This is a genomic window from Paracoccus sp. DMF, from assembly GCF_004407025.1.
Lineage (GTDB): Bacteria > Pseudomonadota > Alphaproteobacteria > Rhodobacterales > Rhodobacteraceae > Paracoccus > Paracoccus aminovorans_B.
This window is the reverse complement of record NZ_SOKV02000008.1, coordinates 77,134-102,765: the sequence shown is the minus strand read 5'-3', so window position 1 is coordinate 102,765 and position 25,632 is coordinate 77,134. Positions and strand designations below refer to the sequence as shown.

The window sequence follows — 25,632 nt, the reverse complement described above, 5'->3', positions numbered from 1 at the left end:
TGCGCGGTTTTTCCCATGTTGCAGCGCAGCATGCAAGCGCACCCCACCGTATCGGCGACGCAGCGTCAATATGCAATCCAAGGTTGCATAATGCTTATAATGTCCGCATGCATGGGCAATGGATCACGATCCCGCCCTGCCCCGTCACGCCGCCACCGCGGCTTCCGGCCCTGCCGAGGATTGCCTCGACCTGCGGGTGATGGCGACGACGGATCTGCACATGCATGTGCTGGGCTATGATTACCTCGCCGACCGGCCGTCCGAGCGGCTGGGCCTGTCGCGGGCGGCGGCGCTGATCGCGCGCGCGCGCCAGCAGGTGCCGAACTGCCTGCTTTTCGACAATGGCGACGCGCTGCAAGGCAGCCCGATGGGCGACTACCTGGCCGAATCCGGCGGCATCGGCCCGCGCCGCCGCCACCCGGCCATCGCTGCGATGAACGCGCTCGGCTATGACGCGGCAACGGTCGGCAACCACGATTTCAGCTTCGGCCTGGGCTTCCTGCGCGCCAGCCTGGAAGGGGCGGCGTTCCCGATCGTCGCCAGCAACCTGCAGCCGCGCCGGCCGCTGCCGGTCAGCCCGCATCTGCTGCTGGAGCGGCGCTTCCTGGACCGCCAGGGCCGCCCGCGCCGGCTGCGCATCGGCGTCCTGGGCTTCCTGCCGCCGCAGACCGTCGACTGGGAACCGGCCCTGCGCCCCGAGATCGCAGTCGCCGATATCCTCGACTCGGCCCGCGCCGGCATTGCCGCCCTGCGCCAGCGCGGCGCCGACCTGGTGCTGGCTCTGTCGCACAGCGGCATCGGCGCGCTGGAGCCGCAACCAATGATGGAGAATGCGGCAACCGCACTGGCCGCCCTGCCCGGGCTCGACCTGGTGATCGCCGGCCATACGCATCGGGTCTTCCCCTCGGCCAGCCATCCCGGCGGCCCCGGCATCGACGCCGAGCGTGGAACGCTGGCCGGGAAGCCCGCGGTGATGCCGGGCTTCTGGGGCTCGCATCTGGGGCTGATCGACCTGCGGCTGCAGCATGACGGCGCAGCCTGGCGCATCGCCGATTTCACCTGTCGCGCCGAGCCGGTCGCGGCCGAGGCCGACCACCCCGCCGTCACCGGCCCGGCCATGCCGGCGCATCGCCAGACCCTGCGGCATTTCCGCCGCCGCATCGGCCGCACCGAACGCGCGCTCAGCAGCTATTTCGCGCTGATCGGCCAGGATCCGGGGCTGCGGCTGGTGACCATGGCGCAACGCTGGCACGTTCGGCGGGCGCTGCGCGGCACGCGCTGGCAGGATCTGCCGATCCTTTCGGCGGCAGCACCCTTTCGCGCCGGCGGGCGCGGCGGGCCGCAGCATTACACCGACGTGCCGGCCGGGCGGCTGACGCTGCGCAGCATCGCCGATCTCTACCTGTTCCCGAACCGGCTCTGCGCCATCCGGCTGAGCGGGGCCGAGGTGCGCGAATGGCTGGAACGCTCGGCCAGCCTGTTCCTGCGGATCGAGCCGGGCCTTTCGGACCAGCCGCTGATCGACCCCGAGTTCCCGAGCTACAATTTCGACGTGATCGACGGGCTCGACTGGCAGATCGACCTCAGCCGGCCGCCGCGCTATGCGCCGGACGGGCGGCTGGCCCATGCCGATTCCCACCGCATCGCCGACCTGCGCCACCGCGGCCGGCCGGTCGCCCCCGGCCAGCCGTTCATCCTGGTCACGAACAGCTACCGGCTGTCGGATTGCGGGCTTTTCGCGGCACTGGCCGCAGGAAGGCCGGTGCTTCTGGACAGCACCGCCCGCACGCGCGAGGTGCTGCGCCGCTATGTCGCGCAGCGCCGGGTGCTGGCGCCCGATTCCCGCACCGGCTGGAGCTTTTCGCCCCTGCCCGGCACCTCGGTCCTGTTCGAGACCTCGCCCGCCGCCGCCGGCCATCTCGACCATCTCGATACCCCGGTCGAGCAGGCGGGGCTTGGCCCGGACGGATTCCTGCGGCTGCGGCTGCACCTCTGACGCCAAGGCGCTTGCATCCGCCGCCGCCCGCGCCTATCTAGGCGCCGAGAGGTTGGCGCGGGCGAGCGCCTCGCCAACCCGGTCAGGTCCGGAAGGAAGCAGCCGTAACGAGTCCCGCTTGGGTCGTTGTCCAGCCTCTCACCTGTTTTCCCCGCAACGCTTTGAAGCTAGAAGCCCTCGCTTTTCTGGGCTTGGTTCCGTTTCGGGGCCAGAATTCGGTGCCGGAAAGAGGGTTGCAGATGGCTGGTCAGATCCGGCCTTTGACGGTCAAGCTACGTCCGCGCAGTCCCCGTCACGCTGCAACCTGTCCTCGGCAAGAAGAGCTAACCGCCCCTCTCGGCCCCGACCGGCGAGGTGACCCGCGCCCATCATCAGGGGCGCCGAAGGGGGATTCCGGGTGTCGCCCGTTGAAGGGCGTCCGGCGGGGAAACGATCCACCGATCGCTTCTGAACCATCTTCCACCCCACGACCAGGATCCACCTCCGCGTCAATGGCGCGGACCTCCTCATGAGGTCGGACATCACCCCGGGGCAGACATCGGACCATCTCCTCGTCCGCCAGGGCAGCCGGGTCATCATCCACGAGCCAGCGGTTGGCGCGGGCGTGCTTCAGGACTTCCAACCTCGGTTGCGGAGACGCCGCGCGATGTTCCACCCTCGGCCGGACAGCCGGGCAGGCTCCAATCGACGCCAGGAACAGCGCCATGCGCCGAAAGCTGGAAAGGCTTACGAGTTGTAGCTGTCCTCGTCCCTGTGAATCTGCTGCTCCTTCAGGCCGAGCTTTCTCGCCAGCTCCTTCTCGGCAAGGCCGCGCGCGATGCGAGCGCCCACCAGCGTGAGGCCCGGGTCGTTCCCGGCCCGCCGCTGGAGGTCCCTCAAAGTTTCCGGTCTTCGCCGTCTCATCCGCCGCCAGAGCTTCGAGTTCATGCTTCGCCGCTGACAGGCTTTCGGAAGCCGTTCCCCGCCTCGGGAGGGAAGCCGGCGACGATCGGCCAAATGCCCGCTCCGATGACAGCAGTCCGTCGAGCTCGGAAGCCGCTGCCGGAGCATCCCGCGCCTGCCGTTCGTTCAGCATCACCGAATGTTTCCATCATGCCTTCTACACACCAAAATCGTTGTGTTCAGCGAAACGGGCGGGGCGGAGTCCCTGGCCTGTGGGAACTGGTGCCGGCGGAGAGGATCGAACTCCCGACCTTCGGTTTACAAAACCGCTGCACTACCGCTGTGCTACGCCGGCTCCGGCGGACACCGATCTCGGTGCCTATTCGGTACTCGGTCGGACCGCACGCTCGTTAAGCGCATGATCCGATTCGCATTCTCGCTCCAAGGCCCTCCGATTACAAATCAGCTGCTCTACCAGCTGAGCTAAACCGGCATCTGCCTGATCGGATAGCCCTTCGCGCGGCGCAGCGCAAGCGCGGGCTGATGCTCGCGACCGCTCAGCCGGTGACGGCCAGCACCGTCTCGACCAGCCGCTGCGGATCGAAGGGATGCGGCAGCCAGCCGGCGGCGCCGGCGTTGCGGGCCCGGGTCTTGAGGTCCGGCATGGCCTCGGCCGAAAGCACCAGGATCGGCATCCCGTAAAGCGCCGGCTGCTGACGCACCGCCTCGATGAAGGCGAATCCGTCCAGGCCGGCCATATTCACCCCGGTGACGATGGCGTCGATCTCGCGCTGGCCCAGCCGTTCCAGCGCCTGCGTCCCGTCGACGGCGGGAATGACCTCGAACCCCGCCTCGGTCAAGGCGGCGTAGGCCTGGGCGCAGAGCGCCGAATCGTCATGCAGCAGCAAAACCGTCAGCGTCATCGCGATTCACCGGACGGATAGCGGCACCGGCAAGCGGATTTCAGGACGGTCATGCGCAATCTTCCATGGCTGAATCGGTGTTCGTCTTGCGCGACCATCGCGCAAAGAGTTTAAGACATCGTTGACCGCCGAACTGCCCGGTTCGCCTTTTTGATGCTCTTGCGGCAGGCCGACGCGGCTTCGGGCTTGCATTCGCGGCCGAACCGGACTATGTCGCGCGCACTTCACAGGCGGGGTCGGGCCTTCGGGGGAGAAATCCCCGCAGGTCCACCGGTTGGGGCATCCGCCCTGAAAACCCTGCCAAGGCGCAAACCGGAAAGGAACATGGAATGGCGCTTCCCGAATTCTCCATGCGTCAGCTGCTTGAAGCTGGCGTGCACTACGGTCACCAGACGCAACGCTGGAACCCCCGGATGGCCGAGTTCATCTATGGTGAACGCAACGGCATCCACATCTTCGACCTGACCCAGACCGTCCCGATGCTGGACGCCGCTCTGCAAGCCGTGCGCGACACCGTCGCCAAGGGCGGCCGCGTGCTCTTCGTCGGCACCAAGCGCCAGGCGCAGAAATCCATCGCCGATGCCGCCGAGCGTTCGGCACAGTTCTACATGAACCACCGCTGGCTGGGCGGCACGCTGACCAACTGGAAAACCGTGTCGCAGTCGATCCAGCGCCTGAAGGCTCTGGACGAGACGCTGGGTTCGGGCGCCGAGGGCCTGACCAAGAAAGAACGTCTGCAGATGGAACGCGAGCAGGCCAAGCTGCAGGCCTCGCTGGGCGGCATCCGCGAAATGGGCGGCCTGCCGGACCTGCTGTTCGTCATCGACGTGAACAAGGAAGACCTGGCCATCCTGGAAGCCAAGAAACTGGGCATCCCGGTCGTCGCCGTGGTCGATACCAACTGCTCGCCCAAGGGCGTTGACTACATCATCCCGGGCAACGACGACGCCGCCCGCGCCATCGCGCTGTATTGCGACCTGGCCTCGCGCGCCGCTCTGGACGGCATGACCGCGCAGATGGGCGCCGCCGGCGTGGACCTGGGCGCGCTGGAAGCCTCGGTCGAGGAAACGCTGGAAGGCGCGACCGAAGAAGCCGAAGCCTGATCGGAAACCGGCGGGGGCCGACGCCCCCGCAAGGGTTTACGCAATATTCATCAGGCGGGGATAAGCCCCGCCTGACGCATTGAAAAGCAAGGAGATCCCCGATGGCTATCACCGCTGCGATGGTGAAAGAGCTGCGCGAAACGACCGGCGCGGGCATGATGGACGCCAAGAAGGCGCTGACCGAAACCGACGGCGACATGGAAGCCGCCGTGGACTGGCTGCGCACCAAGGGCCTGGCGAAAGCCGCCAAGAAGGCCGATCGCGTCGCCGCCGAGGGTCTGGTGGGTGTCTCGGTCAAGGCCGGCCGCGGCGTCGCCGTCGAGCTGAACTCGGAAACCGACTTCGTCGCCAAGAACGCCGACTTCCAGGCGCTGGTGCGCGAGATCACCAATGTCGCGCTGGAAACCGCCGAGGATGTCGAGGTGCTGCGCGCCACGCATCTGAACGGCAAGCCGGTTTCGGAAGTCGTGACCGACGCCATCGCCCGCATCGGCGAGAACCTGACCCTGCGCCGCATGCATGTCCTGGAAGGCGACACCGTGGTCTCTTATGTCCACAACGCAGCGACCGAGGGCATGGGCAAGATCGGCGTGCTGGTCGCGCTGAAGGGCCCGGCCGACAAGGCGCAGGCCATCGGCAAGCAATTCGCCATGCATATCGCCGCGACCAACCCGGTCTCGCTGTCGGAAGCCACGCTGGACCAGGCGCTGCTGGCGCGCGAGCTGGAAGTGCAGACCGCGAAGGCGCTGGAAGAGAACGCCGCCTCGGCCAAGCCGAAGCCCGAGGCCGTGATCCAGAACAACATCATCCCGGGCCGGATGAAGAAGTTCGTGGCCGAGAACACGCTGCTGGGCCAGGCTTTCGTCATCAACCCCGACCTGACCGTCGAGCAGGCCGCGAAAGAAGCCGGCGTCGAGATCACCGGCTTCGCCCGGGTCATGGTCGGCGAAGGCATCGAGAAGAAGGAAGAGGATTTCGCCGCCGAGGTCGCCAAGACCCGCGCCGGCGCCTGATCCCCGTCTTTCTGCCAGACAGCAACGCCGGTCCGCGAGGGCCGGCGTCGTTCTTTTGGAGCGCCGCCTTTCGCGCTCCGCCGGCAGGTGGCCGGTCGCATGCGATGGCACCGTCGAGGCAGCGCGGCGACATGCGCGCGGCGCGGGCCTTCGGCTGACTCGCAGTGCGGTCTGCGACCGCAGGGTCCGGCGGCGCTGGCCTGCGGCGGTCGTATCAGGTCGCCCGGCGGTTCGGGCATAGCGTTTTCGCACAGGCTTCCCGGCGCTCTGCGCGGTCGGAAGCCGCCCGGATGACGAGCCGCCCAACCGACCGATGGCGTCGGCCTCATCTTATCAGACCCTGGACGGCGTCACGGGACACCGCGGCCCTGATGGGCGGATCCCCTGCCTGCCATCCGGCACGATCCTCGCAACTCGCCCCGGCACCGATATGCGTCAGGCCTGCCCGCAGCGCGGCAGCCTGGCGACGGCCGTCTCGGTCCGGGGGGCCGGCGCTGCGAAGCTCTGGCAGCGCCAGGCGCGGCCAGCCGCCAGGCTCTCGCCGGGCTCGACGGTGCAGCGCTCGCCTGGGCCCACGAAGATCTGCCGGCGGTTGCTGGCCAGCAGGATCGCCTGCGGCGTGGTTCGCGCCGCCAGCGCCTGGCGCGCCAGCCGCAGGTGCTTTTCCACCGTCGCCCGCGACACGCCCAGAAGCCCGGCGATCTCTTGCGTGGTGCGGCCGACGGCGATCTGCTCCAGCACCTCGCGCTGGCGCTGCGTCAGCACCTGCTCGGGCGGTTCATAGGGCAGCACCGACAGCCGCAGGTGGATCAGCCCGGTCAATGCCTCGACCAAAGATCCATGCTGCTGCCACAGCCCGTCCAGCCGGCGCTGGTCCACGCCCAGGACGCCCGACAGGATCACGCCCGCCCGCACCGGCTGCACGCTGTCGCCCAGGCCGACCGCATAGCCCGCGACATGGCCATGGCGCGCGAACAGGTCCAGCATCCGCTCCTCGGCCGGGCTGAGCCGGCCGGCCTGGCGCAGCCGGCGCATCCAGTCCCAGCTTTCGCTGCCGCGGTTCCCCGCCGTCCAGCGATACATCGGCACGCTGGCCAGGGCGTCCTGCGCCAGGATCTCCTGCAACAGGCGCGGCGTGCAATTCGTCAGGAACAGGCAATCGTCGATCTGGCGCTCGCCCGCCGTCTCGATGATGCGGACGCTGTAATAGGAGGCATAGGGGAAACCCAGCCCGGCCAGCCGCTCGGAATAGTACCGCCACAGGCTGTCGGTCGTGCGCGCCGCCAACACCGTCTCGATGTCCGTCAGGAGATCCATGGGTCGGGAACTCTCAATGCCTGTCGTCATAATTGCCGGTGAAAAGCGAAATGTGAAACGATCTTTCCCCCGCTGGAACCGCGCGCAGGACGCCACCCGGCGGATTTCCCCGATGTCGCGCGAAATTACCGCAGGCAATTCACATAAAGCAATTGGAAAGCCGAGTTAATCCGGTTGCATCCCGTTGACGTAGCGTCAGCGGTTCTGCGCGCCCGGAATTCAACCAGCGGGTTTTCCCGGCCGGCATAGCTGGTTACTGTGCGCCGGAAACGAGTCAGGAGTTCCCCGCACCATGCAGGTCGTCTTTCACTGCGGCGTCCACGGCACCGATCTTTACCGCATGGTCAAGACCCTGCTGCAGAATCGCGACTGGCTCTTGCGCAACGGGATCGAGCCGGTGACGCCGAACCGGCACCGCGACGTCTTCAACGAGGCGCTGAGCGCGCTGAACGGCGGCGCCGCCACGGCCGAGATGGAGCAGGTGATGCTGGATGCGATCCTGGACAGCGACGATCCGCAGCGCATCATCTGCAGCACGCCGACCTTCCTTGGCAAGGCCGAGCGGGCGCTGTCGCTCGACGGGCTCTATGCCGCGGCGGGCGAGAAGATGGCGGCGCTGGCCAATCTTTTTCCCAGCGCCGAGGTCGAATTCTTCATGGGGCTGAAGAACCCGGCGACGCTGATCCCCTTCGTGCTGGCGCAAGAGGGCAGCGGCACCTATGCCGAGGTCATGGGCGGCATCGACCCGGAAAGCCTGCGTTGGGCGCCGGCGATCCGGCGTATCCTCGCCGCCCTGCCCGGCCACCGCCTGGTGGTCTGGTGCCACGAGGATACCTCGCTGATCTGGCCCGAGGTGGTGCGGCGCATCTCGACCATGCCCAGCGACGTGCCCCTGAAAGCGGGCCTGCAGATCCTGGGCGACATCCTGCACCCGGACGGCATCCGCATGATCCGCGATGCCATGGCGCAGGAAACCCGGCTGACCATCGAAAGCCGGCGGCGCATCTTCTCGGCCGCCTTGCAGAAACACGCCCTGCCCGACCAGATCGAGGTCGAGCTGAACCTGCCCGGCTGGGACCAGGCCCTGGTCGACCGCATCGGCGCCGCCTATGACGACGACATGGCCGAGATCGCCGCCCTGCCCGGGGTCGAATTCATCACGCCCTGACGCCGCACCGTTTCACCGTTTTCCAAATACTCCGGCAACCGTGCCTCAGGCCGGCCAGACCGCCAGGATCAGCGGCACGCCGACCAGCACCACCAGGGCCGACAGCGGCGCGCCCAGCCGGGCGTAGTCGCCGAAGCGATAGCCGCCCGGCCCCATGACCAGCGTGTTGCACTGGTGGCCGATGGGCGTCAGGAAATCGCAGCCCGCGCCCACCGCCACCGCCATCAGAAAGGGGTCGGGCGCATGGCCCAGCCGCTCGGCGAAGATCGCGGCGATGGGCGCCATGACCAGCACGGTGGCGGCATTGTTCAGGAAGGGCGTCACCGCCATGGCTGCGACCATGATCAGCGCCACCGCGCCCCAGACCGGCAGGCCGGCCGCCGTCGCCGACAGCAGGTCGCCGATCAGTTCGGCGCCGCCGGTCTTTTGCAGCGCCTCGCTGACCGGGATCAGCGCGCCCAGCATGATCAGGATCGGCCATTCGATCGCCTCATAGGCGGCCTCGGCGCTGATCGCCCCGGTCAGGATCATCGCCAGCGCCGCGCCGAAGAAGGCGATGGCGACCGGCACCAGCCCGACCGCCGTCAGCGCCATGGCCGCGGCCAGGATCGCGACCGGCAGCAGGTCGCGCCGGACCGAGCCGAAGCGCAGCTCGCGCTCGGCCAGGGGCAGAAGGCCAAGCGCCTGCATCCGCCCGGGCAACAGGTCGAGCGGGCCCTGCACCAGCAGCACGTCGCCGGCGTCGAGCATGGTCTCGGACAGCCGCTCGGTCATGCGCTTGCCCGCACGCGACAGGGCAAGCAGATTGACCCCGTGCTGGTCGAAAAGCTGCAGCCGCGCCGCGCTTTGCCCGACCAGCGGCGAGGCGGTCTTGACCACCGCCTCGATGACGCCGATGCGGGCCTCGGGCGTGTCGGGCGGCGAGGGCACGTCCTGGCGCGCCAGCAGCAGCCCGCCCTTGGACACCGCCCGCTCCAGCGCGTTGGGCTTGCCGCGCAATTGCAGCACGTCGCCCGGCTCGATCACGCTGTCCGAAAGCGTCACGGCGCGGCGCTTGTCGTTGCGGATCACCCCGGTGACGGTCACCTCGCCATCGGCGAGGCCCAGGAAGTGGCCGATGGTCTTGCCGGCGACCGGGGCATCGGGCGGCACGCTGGCCTCGGTGTTGTAATCGGCGATATTGACCGCCTCGCCCAGCGAGGCGGTGGCGCGGCGGTCGGCGGGCAGCAGATGGCGCGCGGCGAACATCAGGAAGACCAGGCCGACCGCCGACAGGCCAAGGCCGACCGGGGCATAGTCGAACATGCGGAACGGCTCGCCCGTCATCTGCTCGCGCACCCGGCTGACGATGATATTGGGCGAGGTGCCGACCAGGGTGATGAGCCCGCCCAGAAGCGAGCCGAAGGCCATGGGCATCAGGTAGAGCGCCGGCGAGCGGCCTGATTTCCGCGCCATCTTCAGCGAGGCCGGCATCATCATCGCCAGCGCGCCGATGTTCTTGATCAGCGCAGACAGGATCGTCACCCCGCCGACCAGCACCGCAAGCTGCGCGTGATAGCTGCCGAGCTTGCGCACCAGCCAGCGCAGCGCCACCTCGATCATCTCGGAGCGCGAGACGGCGGCGCTCACCACGAGTGCGCTGCCGACGATGATGACGATATCGTCGCTGAAGCCGGAAAACGCATCCTCGGGCGTCACGGTGCCGGCCAGCAGCGATACGGCCAGCGCCAGCATCGCCACCAGATCATAACGCAGCCGGCCCCAGATGAAGAGCACCATCATGCCGATGATGATGGCGAAGGACAGCACCTGGGGTAAGGTCATGGAAATTCCGCGCAAAAAGGCAGCCCGACCGACAGGCTGCCACGCGAAACGTGCCGCTGCCCCGCCGGGTTCCGGCGGGCGTAGGGTTTCGGAAGGCTTCGGCTCAGCTGCCGACCGGCACCACCTTGACCGCGCCGTTCTGAGCCGAAAGCGCGATCTCGCCGGCGGCAAGGCGCAGCGCGTCGCGGCCAAAGACCTCGGCCCGCCAGCCCGCCAGCGCCGGCAGATCCCGCGCGCCCGAGGCGATGGCGTCCAGTTCCGCCGCCGAGGCGATCAGCCGCGGCGCCACGCCCGCCGCATCCGACTTGGCCTTCAAGAGCACCCGCAGCAGTTCGGCCAGCGCGGCATTGCCGGGGCGGCCGGGTTCTTCGGGCGCGGGCTTGGGCAGGTCCTTGGCCTCGAGCCCGGCCTTGACCGCCGCAAGGATGCCGTTCGCGATGTCGCCGCGCCGCGCGTCGCGCAACAGCAGGCGCGACTTCGCCAGGTCCGCCTCGGTCAGCGGCTTGGTCGAGGCAAGCTCGATCAGCGCATCGTCCTTGAAGACGCGGGCGCGCGGAATGTCGCGTTCCTGGGCATAGGTTTCGCGGAAGCGCGCCAGTTCGCGCACCACCGCCAGGAAGCGCGGCGAGCCCGAGCGGGTGCGCACCCGCTCCCATGCCTCGTCGGGGCGGGTGATATAGGTTTCCGGGTTCAACAGCACCGCGACCTCCTCGCCCAGCCAGGGCCCGCGGTCGGTCTTGTCGAGCTGCGCCGCGAGGAACTCGTAGATCGCCCGCAGATGCGTCACATCGGCCAGCGCATAGGCCGCCTGCGCATCCGACAGCGGCCGGTGCGACCAGTCGGTGAAGCGCGAGGACTTGTCGAGCGGCTGGCGCGCGATCTTCTTGACCAGCGTCTCATAGCCCGCCTGCTCGCCGAAGCCGCAGACCATGGCGGCGATCTGGGTGTCGAACAGCGGGTCGGGAAACACGCCGGCATCGTGAAAGAAGATCTCCAGATCCTGGCGGGCGGCGTGGAACACCTTCACCGTCGCCTTGTGGCGGAACAGGTCATAGAGCGGTTCCAGCGACAGGCCCTCGACCAGCGGGTCGATCAGCACGGCCGGGCCGCCCGGCAGATTGCTGGCCGAAGCCGGCGGCAGCGCGGCCTGGATCAGGCAGAGCTTGGAGTAATAGGTGCGCTCGCGCAGGAATTCGGTGTCGAGCGTGACATAGGGCTGAGCCTTGGCCAGTTCACAGAACTCGGCCAGTTCGGCCGTGGTGGTGATGGTGCGGATCTCGGTCTTGTGGTCGGTCTGTGGGTTGGCTGCCATTGGGTTCTTTCAGGGGCGGCGGGTCATCCGCCGGGCGATTCCCTTCGGCAATATCGAAGGTTTGGCGAAATTCAAGGAATTACCTTGGGTTTCACAGCGGATCGATATCGCCCTGTGCTCGCAATGCCGCGAATTCCGTCACGAATGCGGTCAGTTCCCCGCGCGCGATGGCCTCGCGCAGCCCGGCCATCAACTCCTGGAAGTAATGCAGGTTGTGCCAGGTCAGCAGCATCCCCGAGATCATCTCGCCGGCGCGGAAGACATGGTGCAGATAGGCGCGGCTGTAGCCGGTGCAGGCCGGGCAGCTGCAATGCTCGTCCAAGGGCCGCGGATCGTCGGCGTGCCGCGCGTTCTTGACATTGATCTGACCGCGCCGGGTCCAGGCCTGGCCGGTGCGCCCGGAACGCGAGGGCAGCACGCAATCCATCATGTCGATACCGCGCAGCACGGCGCCGACGATGTCGTCGGGCTTGCCCACGCCCATCAGATAGCGCGGCTTGTCCGCCGGCAGGAAGCCCGGGGCATAGTCGAGCACGCCGAACATCGCCTCCTGCCCCTCGCCCACGGCAAGGCCGCCGATGGCATAGCCCTCGAAGCCGATCGCCTTCAGCGCCTCGGCCGATTCCTCGCGCAATTCGCGGGTGACGCCGCCCTGCATGATGCCGAACAGCGCATGACCGGGCCTGTCGCCGAAGGCGTCGCGCGAGCGCGCGGCCCAACGCATCGACATGCGCATCGACTGCGCCACCACCTCGTCGCTCGCCGGCAGCGCCGGGCATTCGTCGAAGGCCATGACGATGTCCGAGCCCAGCAGGCGCTGGATCTCCATGCTGGTTTCGGGCGAGAGATGGTGCTTGCTGCCGTCGATATGGCTGGAAAAGGTCACGCCCTCTTCGGTCAGCTTGCGCAGGCTTGCCAGCGACATGACCTGGAAGCCGCCGGAATCAGTCAGAATCGGGCGGTCCCAGTTCATGAACCGGTGCAAGCCGCCCAGCCGGGCGATGCGCTCGGCGCCGGGGCGCAGCATCAGGTGATAGGTATTGCCCAAGAGGATGTCGGCGCCGGTGGCGCGTACCGATTCGGGCAGCATGGCCTTGACCGTGGCGGCGGTGCCGACGGGCATGAAGGCCGGCGTGCGGATCCGGCCGCGCGGCGTGTCGATGATGCCGGTGCGGGCGCGGCCATCGGTGGCCGAGACCTGGAAACTGAATTTCTCGCTCATGCGGCTGCTGATAGGCGTTCCGGCGCCGGATGCAAGGCCCGCTCAGGCCCCGGCGGCACGCAGGAGTTTCGCCCGGGTCGAGGGAATGGCGCCGATCTCGAGCCCGGTGAAGACATGCAGCGTGTCCATCTGCCGGTCGACGACGGCATGGTCGCTGACCCAGCCACCCATGGCCAGATAGCTGCGCAGCAAGGGCGGCATCGCCGCCATGGCCCGGCGCGGGTCGGGCTTGCGCAGCCGCAGCACGCGGGCAAAGCGGAACACCTGCGGCGCCTTGACCCGCGGCAGCCAGCGTTTCGGCGCCAGGTGCCGCTCGCGCAGCATGGCAAAGGCGTCCTCGTAGCCGCGCGTGTCGGTGCCGATGAAGCTGGAGCAGCCGAAGAGCATCGCCACGCCCTGGGCATCGACATGGCGCGCCAAGGCGCCCCAGGCCAGGCGCAGGATATCGGGATCACGGATCTCGGGATGGATGCAGAAGCGGCCGATCTCGACCATGCGGCCGTGGAAATCGCGCAGACGTGACAGGTTGTAGTAGCGCGCGGAATAGCTTTCGCCGATCTGCGCCCCGCCCTCCAGCGTCATCATGCGGAAACAGGCCACCAGCCGGCCGCCGGTCTCGCGAATCAGCACATGGGTGCAGCGGTCGTCATAATCGTCGGCGTCCAGCAATCCGGTGTCGCCGTCCTCGCGCCCGCGCGCGATGAAGCATAGCCAGCGCAGGTGCTGCGCCTCGCGGATTTCCTCTGCGGTTTCAGCGAAACCGACCTCGTAGCGGCCCTTGCGGAATGCCATCATCGCGCCTTGCCCGATCCTGAGTTCGACCGTCACCCGGTCCCGATCCGACTTGTTACGCCCCTCCCTGCACCCATCTTGTAACAGCTGCATGGTGGATTGAAGCGCAAAGATGACAGCGCGCGCCAGCAGACGCCCCGCGCGCTTGCGGCAGGCAGCGCGGGCCGCGCCTTGCCTATTGCTGGTCCAGCAGCTGCCCGGCCGAGACGCGGCCGACGTTGCCCATCAGCTGCCGGATCAGCCCGAGGCTGGTCACGCCGCTGTCGGTGACGCGCTGCGACAGCACCACGACGCGGCCGCGCTCCAGCCCGAAACGCTCGACATTGCTGACGGTGCCGGATTCGTTGAAGCTGACGGCGACGACCTCGCGGTTGATCTCGCGCGGCTGGCGGGCGCCGAAATATTCCCAGCGCGAGCCGACGTAATACCAGCCCGATCCGGTCAGCAGGCCCTGGGCCGAGGGCCGGCCGACCAGCCCCTCCAGCTCGGATTGCGAGGTCTGGCCGACGACCACCTGCGACAGCTGCTCCTCGGGCGGGACATAGCCGTGGTTGCGATAGGTGGCCTGGCAGGCGGAAAGCGCAAGAGGTGCGACCAGTGCCAAGGCCATGATCTGCCGCCGGGAAATCTTCATCGTCTCTCTGCCCCTCTACGCGCCTGTTGACGCCGCGCGACCGGCTTAGCAAACTCACGCCCTGCGCTCAAGAATATCCAGACCCAGGGCGAAGCCGCCCGCGAAAGGCCCATGATGACCGATATGAAGCCCCCGCAGTCCCGCTTTCGGGTGGCCCATCTGAACCCGCGCCAGCCGACCGAATTCACGCTGGCGCCCGACGCCGCGACGCGCCAGGCGCTGGCGGCCGAGCTGGGGCTGCTGGATCTGCCGAAGCTGCGCTTCGCCGGCCGCATCCAGGCCGTGGCCCAGGACGCCTGGCAGGTGACGGGCGCGCTCAAGGCCCGCGTGGTCCAGCCCTGCGTGGTGACGCTGGCGCCGGTCACGACCGATCTCGAGGAGCCGGTGCACCGCGTCTTCTCGCCCCATGTCAGCGCGCCCGAGGGCGACGAGATCGAGATGCCCGACGACGAACTCGAGCCCCTGGGTCCGTTCATCGACCTGGCCGCCATCATGGCCGAGGAACTGTCGCTGGCCCTGCCGCTCTATCCGCGTGCCAAGGGCGCCGAACTGGACACCCCCGAGACACCGGATGCCGAGGAACCGACCCGCAAGCCCTTCGCCGGCCTTGCGGATCTGCTGAAGGATTCGAAAAAGCCGCAGTAAGCTACGCGGAACGCTGCCTTTCCTGCCATTCCGGGTCCATCTGCGGCCCCAGGTTCAAGGGCGCCAGCATGCCTTGGCCCAGGATGTGATCGGCGGCCTTCTCGCCGGTCATGATCGAGGGCGCGTTCAGGTTGCCGTTGGTGATGCGCGGGAAGATCGAGCTGTCGGCCACGCGCAGCCCTTCGACCCCGATCACCCGCAGCTCGGGATCGACCACCGCCATGTCGTCGTCCCGCCGGCCCATGCGGGCCGTGCCGCAGGGGTGAAAGGCCGACTCGGCATGCTCGCGGATGAAGGCATCGATCTCGGCGTCCGTGACCACGCCCTCGCCCGGCTGGATTTCATAGCCCTTGTAATCGGCAAAGGCCGATTGCTCGAAAATTTCCCGGGTCAGGCGCACGCAGGCGCGGAACTCGGCCCAGTCGTCGGCATGCGACATGTAGTTGAAGCGGATCTCGGGCGCCTGTTTCGGATCGCCCGACTTCAGCCGCACCGTGCCGCGCGATTTCGAGCGCATCGGCCCGACATGGACCTGGAAGCCATGACCCTCGGCCGCCGCCTTGCCATCGTAACGCACCGCCAGCGGCAGGAAGTGATACTGGATATCGGGATATTCCACCCCGGCGGCCGAGCGGATGAAACCGCAGCTCTCGAACTGGTTCGAGGCGCCCAGGCCCGTCCCGGTCGCCATCCATTGCGCCCCGATCGAGCCCTTGCCCCACAGGTTCCAATGCTTGTAAAGCGTGATCGGCTTGGTCGCGGTATATTGCATATAGATCTCAAGGTGATCCTGCAGGTTCGACCCCACGCCGGGCCGGTCCGCCCGGACCTCGATGCCATGCTCGCGCAGATGATCCGCCGGCCCGATCCCCGACAGCATCAGGATCTTCGGCGTGTTGATCGAACTTGCCGAGAGAATCACCTCATGTTTCGCCCGGAACACGTTGACGCCGCGCGTATTCCTGACCTCGACACCGACCGCGCGCCCATCCTCGAACACCACGCGCTGCGCCATGCCGCGCCGCAACCGCAGCAGGCCGGTTTCCTGCGCCGGGCGCAGATAGGCATTGGCGGCAGACCAGCGCCGGCCTTCCCAGATGGTGGCCTCCATGGCGCCGAAGCCCTCCTGCCGGGCGCCGTTGTAATCATCGGTCATCGCATAGCCGGCCTCGTTGCCGGCGCGGATGAAGGCGTTGAACAGCGGATTCTTGCGCGAGCCACGGGTGACATGCAGCGGGCCCTCGGTGCCGCGATAGGCGCTGACCGCGCCATGCGAGGTCTCCATGCGCTTGAAATAGGGCAGCACATCGGCATAGGCCCAGCCGGCCGCGCCGCTCTCGGCCCAGAAATCGAAGTCCCGGGCATGGCCGCGCACGAAAACCATGCCGTTGATCGAGGACGACCCGCCCAGAACCTTGCCGCGCGGCGTCACCAGCCGCCGCCCGCCCAGATGCTCCTCGGGCTCGGACGAGAATCCCCAGTCATAGCGCCGCATGTTCATCGGATAGCTCAGCGCCGCCGGCATCTGGATGAAGGGCCCGATGTCCGAGCCGCCATATTCGATGATATCGACGCGCTTGCCGGCCATCACCAGCCGATAGGCCAGCGCGCAACCGGCCGAGCCGGCACCGACGATCACATAATCCGGGATCATGCCCTGACCTCCTGCACCGCCCTGCGGGCTTTCTCTGTTTTCCAAATACCCATGCCGACCGCGCCGCCGGCGCGGCGCCGCTCAATAGGGCGCATCGACGCCCCCCATGCCGACATAGACCGACTTCAACTGCGAATAATGCTCGATGGCCGCGGCCGAGTTCTCGCGGCCGATGCCCGACAGCTTCACCCCGCCGAAGGGCGCCTCGACCGGGGTCAGGTTATAGGCGTTGATCCAGGTCGTTCCCGCCTGCAAACCCGCCGCCATCCGGTGCCCGCGCGCCAGATCGCGGGTAAAGAGCCCCGCCGCCAGCCCATAGGGCGAGGCATTGGCGCGGGCGAGCACCTCGGCCTCATCGGCGAAACTCAGCACCGACATGACCGGGCCGAAGATCTCCTCGCGCACGATGAACATCTCGTCCGTGGCATCGGCAAAGACGGTCGGCGGCACGAAGGCGCCCTCGCCCGCCCCGCCGCAGACCAGCCGCGCGCCTTCGGCCTGGCCCTTGCCGATGGCTTCGCGGATCTTGGCGGCCTGGGCCGGGCTGACGATGGGACCGTGCTGGGTGTCCTCATCCAGCGGATCGCCGGCCTTGACCGAGGCGAGCCGCGCCGACAGCCGCTCGAGGAAGGCCGGCAGGATGCCCTCTTGCACAAAGACCCGGGTGCCGTTCGAGCAGATCTGCCCCGAGGAATAGAAATTCGCCAGGATCGCCGCGCCCACGGCATCCTCGAGGCTGGCGTCGTCGAAGACGATCAGCGGCGACTTACCGCCCAGTTCCATGGTAACGTGGCGCATGCCCTCGGCCGCGGCGGCATAGACCTTCTGCCCGGTCGCGACCGAGCCGGTCAGCGAAACCTTGGCGACCAGCGGGTCCGTCACCAGCGCCGCGCCGACCGCGCCGCGGCCCTGCACGACGTTGAAGATCCCCGCCGGCAGCCCGGCTTCGGTCAGGATCTCGGCCAGTTTCAGCGCGCCCAAAGGCGTCTCCTCGCTGGGCTTGAAGACCATGGCATTGCCCATGGCCAAGGCCGGCGCCGCCTTCCAGCAGGCGATCTGGCTGGGATAGTTCCAGGCGCCGATGCCGGCGCAGACGCCAAGCGCCTCGCGGATGGTATAGACGAAATCGCCGCCCAGCGGGATGCTCTGCCCGGTCACGGTCGGCGCCAGCCCGGCGAAATATTCTAGCGCATCCGCGCCCGAGGGCCAGTCGGCCACTCGCGTTTCCTGGATCGGCTTGCCGGTGTCCAGCGTTTCCAGCCGGGCGAGTTCCTCGCCGCGCTCGCGGATGATCTGGGCGGCCCGCATCAGCACGCGGGCACGCTCGACCGGGCGCAACGCCGCCCAGGCCGGCTGCGCGGCGGCGGCGGCGGCGGTGGCCTGCGCCACCTGGGCGACCGAGGCTTCGCGCAGATCGGCGATCACCGCGCCGGTATAGGGGTAATGCACGGGCAGCGCGACGCCCTCGCCCTCGACGAAGGCGCCGTCGATATAGAGGCTGGCGGCGGGTTGCGCGGTTTGGCGGGCGTCATGGCTCATGGCAGCACCTTCTCCAGATAGTCCATTGTCGTGCGTTCGGCGGCGGCGGCATCGGCCTCGTTCGACAGCGCCGCGCGCAGGTAAAGCCCGTCGATCAGCGCGCCGACGGTGCGGGCGATACGCTCGGCCCCGGCGCCGGCCAGCGGCCGCAACGCCACCAGCAGGTTCGAGCGCAGCCGCTTGTGATAGATGCGCAAGAGCCGCGCCGCCTCGGGTTCGACCAGCGCCAGCGCATAGAAGTTCAGCCAGGCGGCGACCGTCTCGCGCGCAAAGTTCTGCGGCGTGAAGTTCGCCCGCACCACGGCGCGCAGCCGCTCTTGCGGTTCGGGCGCGTCCTTCAGCAGGCCGCGCGCCGACTCGGCATATTGCGTCAGGATATGCCGCATCGCGGCAAGAAAGATCCGCTCCTTGGAGCCGAAATAGTGATGCGCCAAGGCCGAGGACATCCCCGCCTCGCGCGCGATCTGCGCCACGGTCACGTCAAGCGACCCTGCGCGCCCCACCGTGGCAATGGTGGCGTTGATTAATGCCGCCTTTCGGATAGGCTCAACACCCAGTTTGGGCATGACAGGACACCATTTTGCAGCTTGTTTCAGCTTTCACGCGGAAAATTCCGCCCCATTCACCTGCATCTGGCAGATCTTTGATTGACTCGTCAATCAATAAAAGCCTTAATCAGGTAACGAGTCAACAAACCAGGGAGAACAAGATGACATTACGCCGCACCGCAGCGCTGATCGCGGCCGGGCTGGCCACCCTGCTCGGGCCGGTCGGCGCCGCGCAGGCCGAGGAACCGGCCGAGTGCCGCGAGGTCGTCTTCTCGGATGTCGGCTGGACCGACATCAGTTCGACGACTGCGCTGGCCTCGACCGTGCTCCAGGCCTTGGGCTACGCGACCGAGACCAAGATCCTGTCGCTGCCGGTGACCTATACCGCCATGGCCAAGGACGATGTGGACGTGTTCCTGGGCAACTGGATGCCCAGCCAGGAAAACGACCTGAAGCCCTATCGCGACGCGGGCACCGTGGACGTGCTGCGCACGAACCTGACCGGCGCGAAATACACGCTGGCGACCAACGAGGCCGGCGCCAAGCTGGGCATCGACGATTACAGCAAGATCGCCGCGCACAAGGCCGAGCTTGACGGCAAGATCTACGGCATCGAGCCGGGCAATGACGGCAACCGCCTGCTCTTGGAGATGGTGGCCGAGAACAAGTTCGACCTGGGCACCTTCGAAGTGGTCGAAAGCAGCGAGCAGGGCATGCTGGCGCAGGTCGCCCGCGCGGACGGCGCCGGCAAGCCGGTGGTCTTCCTGGGCTGGGAGCCGCATCCGATGAACACCCAGTTCAAGATGACCTATCTTTCCGGCGGCGACGAGATCTTCGGGCCGGACTTCGGCGGCGCACGGGTCGACACCAACGTCCGCGCGGGCTATGCCGAGACATGCCCGAATGTCGGAAAGTTCCTGCAGAACCTGGAATTCACCCTGCCCATGGAAAGCGAAGTCATGGGCCTGATCCTGAACGACGGCGAGCAGCCCGGCGATGCGGCGCTGAAATGGCTGAAAGCCAATCCCGATGCCGCGAAGCCCTGGATCGCGGGCGTGACCACCGCCGATGGCGGCGACGCGCAGGCCGCACTGGACAAGGTGCTGAACGACTGACGTCAAGCACGGCCGCCCGGCACGGGCGGCCGTTTCCGCAGGGCGCGATCGTGCCGAATCCTGTCGCGATTGCGCCATCCGCCGCCCGGGCCGGGCCGTAATCCGGTCCCACCGTCGCGGCCCGATGCCGAGATGACGAACCGTCCCCGCCGGGACCGACCATTCCGCCACGCCTCACAAACCCCGGGTCTTGATGACCCCGAACGGTAGCAAAGGAAGCATGGACCAACTCACAGCTCTGTTGACCGACACCAAGATCCCTGTCGGCAAGACCGCCAAAGCCATATTCGACTGGCTGAACGCCCATGCCGCGTTCATCTTCAACGCCATTTCCAAGCTGCTCGACGGGCTGATCAACGGCATCCTGCAGATCCTCGACTTTCCGCACCCGCTGGTCTTCACCCTGCTGGCGGTGGCGCTGACCTGGGGCCTGCAACGCAGCTGGAAGACCTGCCTGCTGGTGGCTCTCAGCCTGCTCTTCATCCTGAACCAGGGCTATTGGGACGAGACGATGCAGTCGCTGACCCTGGTGCTTTCGGCCTGCGTGGTCTGCATGGCGCTGGGGGTGCCGATCGGCATCGCGGCGGCGCACCGGCCCCGGCTTTATGCCTGGATGCGGCCCGTGCTCGACCTGATGCAGACGCTGCCGACCTTCGTCTATCTGATCCCCGCCATCGTCTTCTTCGGCATCGGCATGGTGCCCGGCCTGATCGCCACGGTGATCTTCGTGCTGCCGGCGCCGATCCGGCTGACCTATCTCGGCATCAGCTCGACCCCGCAGGCGCTGGTCGAGGCCGGGACCGCCTTCGGCGCCACCCCGCGCCAGCTTCTGTGGAAGGTGGAACTGCCCAGTGCCGCGCCGCAGATCATGGCCGGGCTGAACCAGACCATCATGCTGTCGCTGTCGATGGTCGTCATCGCGGCGCTGGTCGGGGCCTCGGGCCTGGGCGTGCCGGTGGTTCGGGCGCTGAACAGCGTGAACACCGCGCTGGGTTTCGAAAGCGGCTCGATCATCGTCGTCGTCGCCATCATGCTGGACCGGATGCTGCGGGTGGGGAAACACCATGACTGAACGCGCCATGACGGAACGCAATGCCGTCGAATTCGACAATGTGAACATCGTCTTCGGCGACCGGCCCGAGGCCGCGCTGCCGCTGATGGACCAGGGGCTGGAGCGCGGCCCGATCAAGACCGAGACCGGCCAGGTCCTGGGCGTGCACAATTGCAGCCTGACCGTCAAGGAGGGCGAGATCCTGGTGCTGATGGGCCTGTCCGGCTCGGGCAAGTCCACGCTTCTGCGCGCGGTGAACGGGCTGAACTCGGTCTGCCGCGGCGACGTGCGGGTCTGGGACGGCGACCGCATGGCCTCGGTCAGCAATGCGGGCGGCGCCGAATTGCGGCGGCTGCGGCGCGAGCGCGTCGCGATGGTCTTCCAGCAATTCGGCCTGCTGCCCTGGCGCACGGTGCGCGAGAACGTCGGCCTGGGGCTGGAACTGGCCGGCATGCCCGCGGCCGAACGCGCGCGTCGCGTCGATGCGCAGCTGGCCACGGTGAACCTGACCGAATGGGCCGACCGCAAGGTGGGCGACCTGTCGGGCGGAATGCAGCAGCGCGTGGGCCTGGCGCGCGCCTTCGCGACCGAGGCGCCGATCCTCCTGATGGACGAGCCCTTTTCGGCGCTGGACCCGCTGATCCGCAACCGGCTGCAGGACGAATTGCTGGAGCTGCAAGAGCGCCTGCGCCGCACCATCATCTTCGTCAGCCACGACCTCGACGAGGCGTTCCGCATCGGCAACCGCATTGCGCTGATGGAGGGCGGCCGCATCGTGCAGATCGGCACCGCGCGCGAGATCATCGCCAATCCGGTCAATGCCTATGTCGAGGATTTCGTCGCCCATATGAATCCGCTCGCCGTGCTGACCGCCGAGGATATCGCCGAACCCGGCGAGGCCCCCGGCACGCCCATCGACCGCGAGACGCCGGTGCGCGAGGTCATGCGCAGCCTGGCCGCCAGCAGCGCCGAGGCCCTGCCCCTGCAAGGCGGCGGCCGCATCACCCAGGCCGGCATCCTGAAGCGGCTCGCAACCGAGCACAAGGCCGGCGGCGCCGTCGAGCACTGACAGCGCCATTGTTGCCGTTCTGCCATAGCCCGCCCCGCGCCTGCCGCGGGGCGGGTTGTCGCGAATCGGGAAGCGTGCCTATCAAGAGGCGTTCCGCAACCCCAGCATGGAAAGGGCAGAGGCATGACCGATCACGACGCCGCCCGTTTCGGGGTGAATCGACGCCAGTTCCGGCGCGATTGACGGCAACCCGGGGTCCGGCCGCAGGCTGACCCATCCCGACATCGCCGATGCCTGACCGCCGCGCGCAACCGCGTGGCGCGCCGCATCCGCGATTCCCAACCCTGCAAGACATGAGGGCCGCGCCGTGCGAACGGGCGGCAAGACCGGATGACCCTTTCCGACCTGCGTTCCACGTGCGACCTGCGCGTGCCGCTTGACGAGCTGATCCAGACCCATGGCCTCGGCCGCGTGGCCCTGGCCTTGATGCGCGCGGCGCTGCGGCCCGGCCGAGGGCGGCCGCCGCCGGTCAGCACGCTCTCGGACCACCTGCTGCGCGACATCGGGCTGGAGCCGGGCGATCGCCGCCGGCGCTAGTCCCTTTCCTGTCCCGGCTGCGGGGTGATCCCGCCCCGCCGCGACTCGCGCCAGGTGATATAGCTGATCGCGGCGATCATCGTGGCGCCGCCGACCAGCACCCAGACATCGACCGGCTCGGCAAAGACCAGCGCGCCCAGCAGGCTGGCCCAGATCAGCTGCAGCAGCGTCACCGGCTGGGTCACGGTCAGCGGCGCCGCGGCAAAGGCCCGGGTCATGGCGTAATGCCCGGCGGTGGCGAAGAAGGCGGTGCAGGCCAGCACCGCGCATTGCACCGCGCTTGGCGGCACCCAATGCAGCGCCGCGATCGGCGCCAGCCCCAGGCAGACCGTCAGCGACATCATCGCCACCACGACCGAGGCCGGCACCCGCTCGGACAGCCGCTTGGCCACCAGGTAGGAGGCGCCGAAGGTGACGGCGGCGCCAAGCTGCGCCAGATGCCCCTCCTCGAGCTGCCGCAGCCCCGGGCGCAGCACGATCAGCGCGCCGACCAGCGCCACCGCGATGGCCAGCGCCCGGCGCCACGAGATCCGCTCGCCCATCAGAGCCGCCGCGCCCAGGGTCACGACGATGGGATTGAGGAAGCCGATGGCCGTGACCTCGGCCACGGTGATGCGGGCCATGGCGTGGAACCACAGGATCACCGCGACGATATGCAGCGCGCCGCGCAGCACGAACAGCCGCCAGATCCGCGCCGGAAAGCCGCGCCGCAGGGCCGGACCCAGCGCCGGCAGCAGGAACAGCAGGCCAAAGGCGAAGCGGATGAAGGCGCCCTCGGCCGCCGGCAGCGCCTGGCCCAGCCAGCGCACCGTGCCGTTCACGGCGACGAAGCACAGACCCGCCGTCAGCATCCACAGGATACCCGACAGGTCGTTGCGCAAGGAGGGGGTTGCGGTATGGCTCATGCCCCAGCCATGCCCCGCCCCGAGGCCCGGCGCAAGGGTCAGCCCTTCAGCACCAGCCCCAGCGCGATGGCCCACATGGTCAGCCCGACCAGCGCGTCCAGCACCCGCCAGGCCGCCGGCCGGGCAAAGACCGGCGCCAGCAGCCGCGCCCCGTAACCCAAGCCAAAGAAGAACAGCACAGAGCCGCTGATCGCCCCCAGCGTGAAGCCCGGCTTGTCCGGCCAGCCGGCCGAGATCGAGCCGATCAGCACCACCGTATCCAGCCAGACATGCGGGTTGAGCCAGGTCAGCGCCGCCAATACGCCCAGCGTCGCCACCAGGCCGGCGGCACCCTGCCCGCCCCCCATGCTGGCGCCGCCGCGCCAGGCGGCGCGAAAGGCGCGCGCGCCATAGACCAGCAGGAAGGCCGCGCCGCCCCAGCGCATCGCCACCAGGAACCCCGGCGCATGGTCGGCCAGCGCCCCCGCCCCCAGCACCCCGGCCGAGATCAGGATCGCGTCCGATACCGCGCAGAACAGGCAGGTCGCCAGCACATGGCGCCGCATCAGCCCCTGCCGCAGCACGAAGGCGTTCTGCGCCCCGATGGTGACGATCAGCGACAGCGTGGTGCCGAGCCCGGCCAGATAGGCATGCATGGCGATCTCCTTTCAACCGCGTCTTGCCCGGCCCGGGCAGTTCAGGCAAATTCAAAATCGTTACCTGGATTAAGGCTGCCTGATGCTCGACTATGCCGCCCTGGCCGCGCTGGCCGAGATCATCCGCCGCGGCAGCTTCGACGCCGCCGCCGCGGCGCTTGGCGTCACGCCCTCGGCGATCTCGCAGCGCATCAAGGGGCTCGAGGAACGGCTGGGCCAGGTGCTGATCCACCGCGGCCCGCCGGCCACCGGCACCGAGACCGGGTTGCGGCTGATGCAGCATCTGGAACAGGTGCGGCTGCTGGAAGCCACGCTCGACGGCGCGCGGCGCCCCGGCGCCGGCCCGGCCCGGCTGCGGCTGGCGGTGAATGCCGACAGCCTGGCGACCTGGTTCCTGCCGGCGCTGACGGCGCTGCCGCTGCTCTACGAACTGGAAGTCGACGACCAGGACCATGCCCGCGACTGGCTGCGCCAGGGCCAGGTCTCGGGGGCGATCTGCTCGGACCCGCAGCCGGTGCCGGGCTGCGACGTGCATCCGCTGGGCCATATGCGCTATCTCGCGCTGGCCACACCCGGCTTCATCGCCCGCCACTTCCCGGACGGCGTCACCGAATCCGCGCTGAAACGCGCACCGGCGGTGATCTTCAACCAGAAGGACGCCGCTCAATCCCGCTGGGCCGAACAGGCCACCGGCCGGCGCCTGCATCTGACCGGCCACCGCATCCCGGCCTCGGAGGCCTTCGCGCGGGCGGTGGACCTGGGCCTCGGCTGGGGCATGGTGCCCGAGAGCATGGCCGGCGCCGGGCTGCGGGAACTCGTCCCCGGCCTGCCGCTGGACGTGCCGCTCTACTGGCACGTCCAGCGCGCCATGGCGCCGGCGCTGGCGCCACTGACCGCCGCAATGAAAAGGGCCGCAGCAGACCTGCGACCCTGATTTCTTTGCTCTTCAAATACCCCCGCCGGAGGCGTCACTCCAGTTGCGCCGCGACGTCCTCGGGAATGTCGAAATTGCCGGTGACGTTCTGCACGTCGTCGTCGTCTTCCAGCGCGTCGATCAGCTTCATCAGCCTTTGCGCGGTCTCCAGGTCGATCTCGGTCGGAGCCTGCGGCTTCCAGATCAGCTTGGCCGATTCCGACTCGCCAAGCGCGGCCTCCAGCGCATTCGAGACCTCCGCCAGGTCGGTGTCGGCGGTATAGATCCAGTGGCCGTCCTCGTCGCTCTCGACATCCTCGGCCCCGGCTTCGATCGCCGCCATCATCACCGTGTCGGCATCGCCGGCGCTGGCCGGATACATGATCTCGCCCTTGCGGTCGAACATGAAGCTGACCGAGCCGCTCTGCCCCAGGTCGCCGCCGTATTTGGTGAAATAGCTGCGCACGTTCGAGGCGGTGCGGTTGCGGTTGTCGGTCATCGCCTCGACCATGATGGCGATGCCGTTCGGGCCATAGCCCTCGTAACGGATCTCGTCATAGTTCTCGGCATCGCCGCCCATCGACTTCTTGATCGCGCGGTCGATCACGTCCTTGGGCATCGAGTTCGATTTCGCCTCCTTCACCGCCAGGCGCAGGCGCGGGTTCTTCTCGGGGTCGGGATCGCCCATCTTCGCGGCGACGGTGATCTCTTTGGCCAGTTTCGAAAACAGCTTCGAGCGCAGCTTGTCCTGCTTGCCCTTGCGATGCTGGATATTGGCCCATTTGCTATGGCCTGCCATGGTCTTTCCCAGTTTTCATACGGAATATCGCCGGCG

At 68.1% G+C, this 25,632-nt stretch carries 24 protein-coding genes, 1 tRNA gene and 1 other RNA gene; 11 read left to right on the top strand and 15 right to left on the bottom strand.

Features of this window, described 5'->3' with window-relative positions; translation table 11 throughout:
* Nucleotides 1–118: 118 nt before the first annotated feature.
* Together E3D03_RS06945 and ffs are read left to right on the top strand one after the other, a co-directional pair.
* Entirely contained in the window at nt 119–1,996 is a 1,878-nt protein-coding gene (locus tag E3D03_RS06945) for a bifunctional 2',3'-cyclic-nucleotide 2'-phosphodiesterase/3'-nucleotidase (RefSeq protein ID WP_263566355.1), read from the top strand.
* Between the two features lie 45 nt (nt 1,997–2,041).
* An RNA gene (gene ffs / locus E3D03_RS06940) (signal recognition particle sRNA small type) lies at nt 2,042–2,140 on the top strand.
* Nucleotides 2,141–2,722: 582 nt separating this feature from the next.
* On the opposite strand, the gene E3D03_RS06930 is transcribed toward ffs, so the two are convergent.
* The 3 genes from E3D03_RS06930 to E3D03_RS06920 form a co-directional block, all read right to left on the bottom strand.
* Entirely contained in the window at nt 2,723–2,923 is a 201-nt protein-coding gene (locus E3D03_RS06930; protein ID WP_263566354.1) for a hypothetical protein, read from the bottom strand.
* A 235-nt stretch (nt 2,924–3,158) separates the two neighbouring features.
* Nucleotides 3,159–3,233 (bottom strand) — tRNA-Thr (locus E3D03_RS06925).
* Nucleotides 3,234–3,435: 202 nt separating this feature from the next.
* Nucleotides 3,436–3,801, bottom strand: a complete 366-nt coding sequence (locus tag E3D03_RS06920; protein WP_263566353.1) for a response regulator — start codon at nt 3,799–3,801, stop codon at nt 3,436–3,438.
* A 329-nt stretch (nt 3,802–4,130) separates the two neighbouring features.
* On the opposite strand from E3D03_RS06920, the gene rpsB reads away from it, so the two are divergent.
* Both rpsB and tsf read left to right on the top strand, forming a co-directional pair.
* On the top strand, nt 4,131–4,904 hold the full coding sequence (rpsB, locus tag E3D03_RS06915) for a 30S ribosomal protein S2 (protein WP_018000258.1): 774 nt from the start codon (nt 4,131–4,133) through the stop codon (nt 4,902–4,904).
* Between the two features lie 101 nt (nt 4,905–5,005).
* Nucleotides 5,006–5,917: a translation elongation factor Ts gene (gene tsf / locus E3D03_RS06910; protein WP_062563755.1), complete on the top strand. Its 912-nt coding sequence runs from the start codon at nt 5,006–5,008 to the stop codon at nt 5,915–5,917.
* A 435-nt stretch (nt 5,918–6,352) separates the two neighbouring features.
* On the opposite strand, the gene E3D03_RS06905 is transcribed toward tsf, so the two are convergent.
* The gene (locus E3D03_RS06905; RefSeq protein ID WP_263566352.1) at nt 6,353–7,234 is read right to left on the bottom strand and encodes a helix-turn-helix transcriptional regulator; all 882 of its coding nucleotides are present in this window, start codon (nt 7,232–7,234) and stop codon (nt 6,353–6,355) included.
* A 292-nt stretch (nt 7,235–7,526) separates the two neighbouring features.
* On the opposite strand from E3D03_RS06905, the gene E3D03_RS06900 reads away from it, so the two are divergent.
* On the top strand, nt 7,527–8,402 hold the full coding sequence (locus E3D03_RS06900) for a hypothetical protein (RefSeq protein ID WP_263566351.1): 876 nt from the start codon (nt 7,527–7,529) through the stop codon (nt 8,400–8,402).
* A 45-nt stretch (nt 8,403–8,447) separates the two neighbouring features.
* Here E3D03_RS06900 and E3D03_RS06895 read toward each other — a convergent pair whose 3' ends face one another.
* The 5 genes from E3D03_RS06895 to E3D03_RS06875 all read right to left on the bottom strand — a co-directional run bounded on the left by E3D03_RS06895 (nt 8,448) and on the right by E3D03_RS06875 (nt 14,186).
* Nucleotides 8,448–10,226, bottom strand: a complete 1,779-nt coding sequence (locus E3D03_RS06895; protein ID WP_263566350.1) for an SLC13 family permease — start codon at nt 10,224–10,226, stop codon at nt 8,448–8,450.
* Nucleotides 10,227–10,329: 103 nt separating this feature from the next.
* A complete protein-coding gene (rnd, locus tag E3D03_RS06890) occupies nt 10,330–11,502 on the bottom strand; it encodes a ribonuclease D (RefSeq protein ID WP_263566396.1) in 1,173 nt (390 codons plus the stop codon).
* Nucleotides 11,503–11,629: 127 nt separating this feature from the next.
* Nucleotides 11,630–12,760 (bottom strand): tRNA guanosine(34) transglycosylase Tgt, encoded by a 1,131-nt coding sequence (gene tgt / locus E3D03_RS06885; protein WP_263566349.1) that lies wholly within the window; start codon nt 12,758–12,760, stop codon nt 11,630–11,632.
* A gap of 42 nt (nt 12,761–12,802) precedes the next feature.
* Nucleotides 12,803–13,555, bottom strand: a complete 753-nt coding sequence (locus E3D03_RS06880) for a GNAT family N-acetyltransferase (protein ID WP_263566348.1) — start codon at nt 13,553–13,555, stop codon at nt 12,803–12,805.
* Between the two features lie 172 nt (nt 13,556–13,727).
* Nucleotides 13,728–14,186: an outer membrane protein assembly factor BamE gene (locus E3D03_RS06875; RefSeq protein WP_062563749.1), complete on the bottom strand. Its 459-nt coding sequence runs from the start codon at nt 14,184–14,186 to the stop codon at nt 13,728–13,730.
* Nucleotides 14,187–14,300: 114 nt separating this feature from the next.
* Between E3D03_RS06875 and E3D03_RS06870 the strand changes: the two genes are divergently transcribed.
* Nucleotides 14,301–14,831 carry a DUF177 domain-containing protein gene (locus tag E3D03_RS06870; protein ID WP_318013710.1) on the top strand — a complete coding sequence of 177 codons (531 nt, stop codon included), beginning with the start codon at nt 14,301–14,303 and terminating at the stop codon, nt 14,829–14,831.
* A gap of 1 nt (nt 14,832) precedes the next feature.
* Here the strand turns inward: E3D03_RS06870 and betA are convergent, their stop codons facing one another.
* The 3 genes from betA to betI form a co-directional block, all read right to left on the bottom strand.
* Entirely contained in the window at nt 14,833–16,485 is a 1,653-nt protein-coding gene (gene betA, locus E3D03_RS06865) for a choline dehydrogenase (RefSeq protein ID WP_263566346.1), read from the bottom strand.
* Nucleotides 16,486–16,566: 81 nt separating this feature from the next.
* A complete protein-coding gene (gene betB / locus E3D03_RS06860; RefSeq protein ID WP_263566345.1) occupies nt 16,567–18,024 on the bottom strand; it encodes a betaine-aldehyde dehydrogenase in 1,458 nt (485 codons plus the stop codon).
* A complete protein-coding gene (gene betI / locus E3D03_RS06855) occupies nt 18,021–18,590 on the bottom strand; it encodes a choline-responsive transcriptional repressor BetI (protein ID WP_263566344.1) in 570 nt (189 codons plus the stop codon). Before betI ends, betB begins: the two co-directional genes overlap by 4 nt.
* Nucleotides 18,591–18,733: 143 nt before the next feature.
* On the opposite strand from betI, the gene choX reads away from it, so the two are divergent.
* From choX to E3D03_RS06835, 4 genes are all read left to right on the top strand, one after another.
* Complete coding sequence (gene choX / locus E3D03_RS06850) at nt 18,734–19,687, top strand: choline ABC transporter substrate-binding protein (RefSeq protein ID WP_263566343.1); 954 nt, start codon at nt 18,734–18,736, stop codon at nt 19,685–19,687.
* A 220-nt stretch (nt 19,688–19,907) separates the two neighbouring features.
* Complete coding sequence (gene choW / locus E3D03_RS06845) at nt 19,908–20,759, top strand: choline ABC transporter permease subunit (RefSeq protein ID WP_263566342.1); 852 nt, start codon at nt 19,908–19,910, stop codon at nt 20,757–20,759.
* Nucleotides 20,752–21,807, top strand: coding sequence for a choline ABC transporter ATP-binding protein (gene choV / locus E3D03_RS06840; protein ID WP_263566341.1), 1,056 nt, complete (start codon nt 20,752–20,754; stop codon nt 21,805–21,807). Before choW ends, choV begins: the two co-directional genes overlap by 8 nt.
* Nucleotides 21,808–22,137: 330 nt before the next feature.
* Nucleotides 22,138–22,344, top strand: coding sequence for a DUF1127 domain-containing protein (locus E3D03_RS06835; RefSeq protein WP_263566340.1), 207 nt, complete (start codon nt 22,138–22,140; stop codon nt 22,342–22,344).
* Here the strand turns inward: E3D03_RS06835 and E3D03_RS06830 are convergent.
* Nucleotides 22,341–23,249 carry a DMT family transporter gene (locus E3D03_RS06830; protein WP_263566339.1) on the bottom strand — a complete coding sequence of 303 codons (909 nt, stop codon included), beginning with the start codon at nt 23,247–23,249 and terminating at the stop codon, nt 22,341–22,343. The two genes, E3D03_RS06835 and E3D03_RS06830, sit on opposite strands and share 4 nt — an antisense overlap.
* Before the next feature lie 38 nt (nt 23,250–23,287).
* Nucleotides 23,288–23,884 carry a LysE/ArgO family amino acid transporter gene (locus E3D03_RS06825; protein WP_263566338.1) on the bottom strand — a complete coding sequence of 199 codons (597 nt, stop codon included), beginning with the start codon at nt 23,882–23,884 and terminating at the stop codon, nt 23,288–23,290.
* 82 nt (nt 23,885–23,966) lie between these two features.
* Here E3D03_RS06825 and E3D03_RS06820 point away from each other — a divergent pair, with 82 nt between their 5' ends.
* Entirely contained in the window at nt 23,967–24,818 is an 852-nt protein-coding gene (locus E3D03_RS06820; RefSeq protein WP_263566337.1) for a LysR family transcriptional regulator ArgP, read from the top strand.
* A gap of 34 nt (nt 24,819–24,852) precedes the next feature.
* Here the strand turns inward: E3D03_RS06820 and E3D03_RS06815 are convergent, their stop codons facing one another.
* Nucleotides 24,853–25,596: a YebC/PmpR family DNA-binding transcriptional regulator gene (locus E3D03_RS06815; RefSeq protein WP_062563739.1), complete on the bottom strand. Its 744-nt coding sequence runs from the start codon at nt 25,594–25,596 to the stop codon at nt 24,853–24,855.
* Nucleotides 25,597–25,632 lie beyond the last annotated feature (36 nt).

Coding starts and splice junctions, on each gene's coding strand:
- choV (WP_263566341.1), top strand. CDS start 20,752: ATGACTGAACGCGCCATGACGGAACGCAATGCCGTCGAATTCGACAAT.
- E3D03_RS06905 (WP_263566352.1), bottom strand. CDS start 7,234: ATGGATCTCCTGACGGACATCGAGACGGTGTTGGCGGCGCGCACGACC.
- E3D03_RS06930 (WP_263566354.1), bottom strand. CDS start 2,923: ATGAACTCGAAGCTCTGGCGGCGGATGAGACGGCGAAGACCGGAAACT.
- E3D03_RS06820 (WP_263566337.1), top strand. CDS start 23,967: ATGCTCGACTATGCCGCCCTGGCCGCGCTGGCCGAGATCATCCGCCGC.
- E3D03_RS06815 (WP_062563739.1), bottom strand. CDS start 25,596: ATGGCAGGCCATAGCAAATGGGCCAATATCCAGCATCGCAAGGGCAAG.
- choW (WP_263566342.1), top strand. CDS start 19,908: ATGGACCAACTCACAGCTCTGTTGACCGACACCAAGATCCCTGTCGGC.
- tsf (WP_062563755.1), top strand. CDS start 5,006: ATGGCTATCACCGCTGCGATGGTGAAAGAGCTGCGCGAAACGACCGGC.
- E3D03_RS06870 (WP_318013710.1), top strand. CDS start 14,301: ATGACCGATATGAAGCCCCCGCAGTCCCGCTTTCGGGTGGCCCATCTG.
- betB (WP_263566345.1), bottom strand. CDS start 18,024: ATGAGCCATGACGCCCGCCAAACCGCGCAACCCGCCGCCAGCCTCTAT.
- rpsB (WP_018000258.1), top strand. CDS start 4,131: ATGGCGCTTCCCGAATTCTCCATGCGTCAGCTGCTTGAAGCTGGCGTG.
- E3D03_RS06920 (WP_263566353.1), bottom strand. CDS start 3,801: ATGACGCTGACGGTTTTGCTGCTGCATGACGATTCGGCGCTCTGCGCC.
- E3D03_RS06835 (WP_263566340.1), top strand. CDS start 22,138: ATGACCCTTTCCGACCTGCGTTCCACGTGCGACCTGCGCGTGCCGCTT.
- E3D03_RS06830 (WP_263566339.1), bottom strand. CDS start 23,249: ATGAGCCATACCGCAACCCCCTCCTTGCGCAACGACCTGTCGGGTATC.
- betI (WP_263566344.1), bottom strand. CDS start 18,590: ATGCCCAAACTGGGTGTTGAGCCTATCCGAAAGGCGGCATTAATCAAC.
- E3D03_RS06895 (WP_263566350.1), bottom strand. CDS start 10,226: ATGACCTTACCCCAGGTGCTGTCCTTCGCCATCATCATCGGCATGATG.
- E3D03_RS06945 (WP_263566355.1), top strand. CDS start 119: ATGGATCACGATCCCGCCCTGCCCCGTCACGCCGCCACCGCGGCTTCC.
- E3D03_RS06825 (WP_263566338.1), bottom strand. CDS start 23,884: ATGCATGCCTATCTGGCCGGGCTCGGCACCACGCTGTCGCTGATCGTC.
- E3D03_RS06875 (WP_062563749.1), bottom strand. CDS start 14,186: ATGAAGATTTCCCGGCGGCAGATCATGGCCTTGGCACTGGTCGCACCT.
- choX (WP_263566343.1), top strand. CDS start 18,734: ATGACATTACGCCGCACCGCAGCGCTGATCGCGGCCGGGCTGGCCACC.
- tgt (WP_263566349.1), bottom strand. CDS start 12,760: ATGAGCGAGAAATTCAGTTTCCAGGTCTCGGCCACCGATGGCCGCGCC.
- betA (WP_263566346.1), bottom strand. CDS start 16,485: ATGATCCCGGATTATGTGATCGTCGGTGCCGGCTCGGCCGGTTGCGCG.
- E3D03_RS06900 (WP_263566351.1), top strand. CDS start 7,527: ATGCAGGTCGTCTTTCACTGCGGCGTCCACGGCACCGATCTTTACCGC.
- E3D03_RS06880 (WP_263566348.1), bottom strand. CDS start 13,555: ATGATGGCATTCCGCAAGGGCCGCTACGAGGTCGGTTTCGCTGAAACC.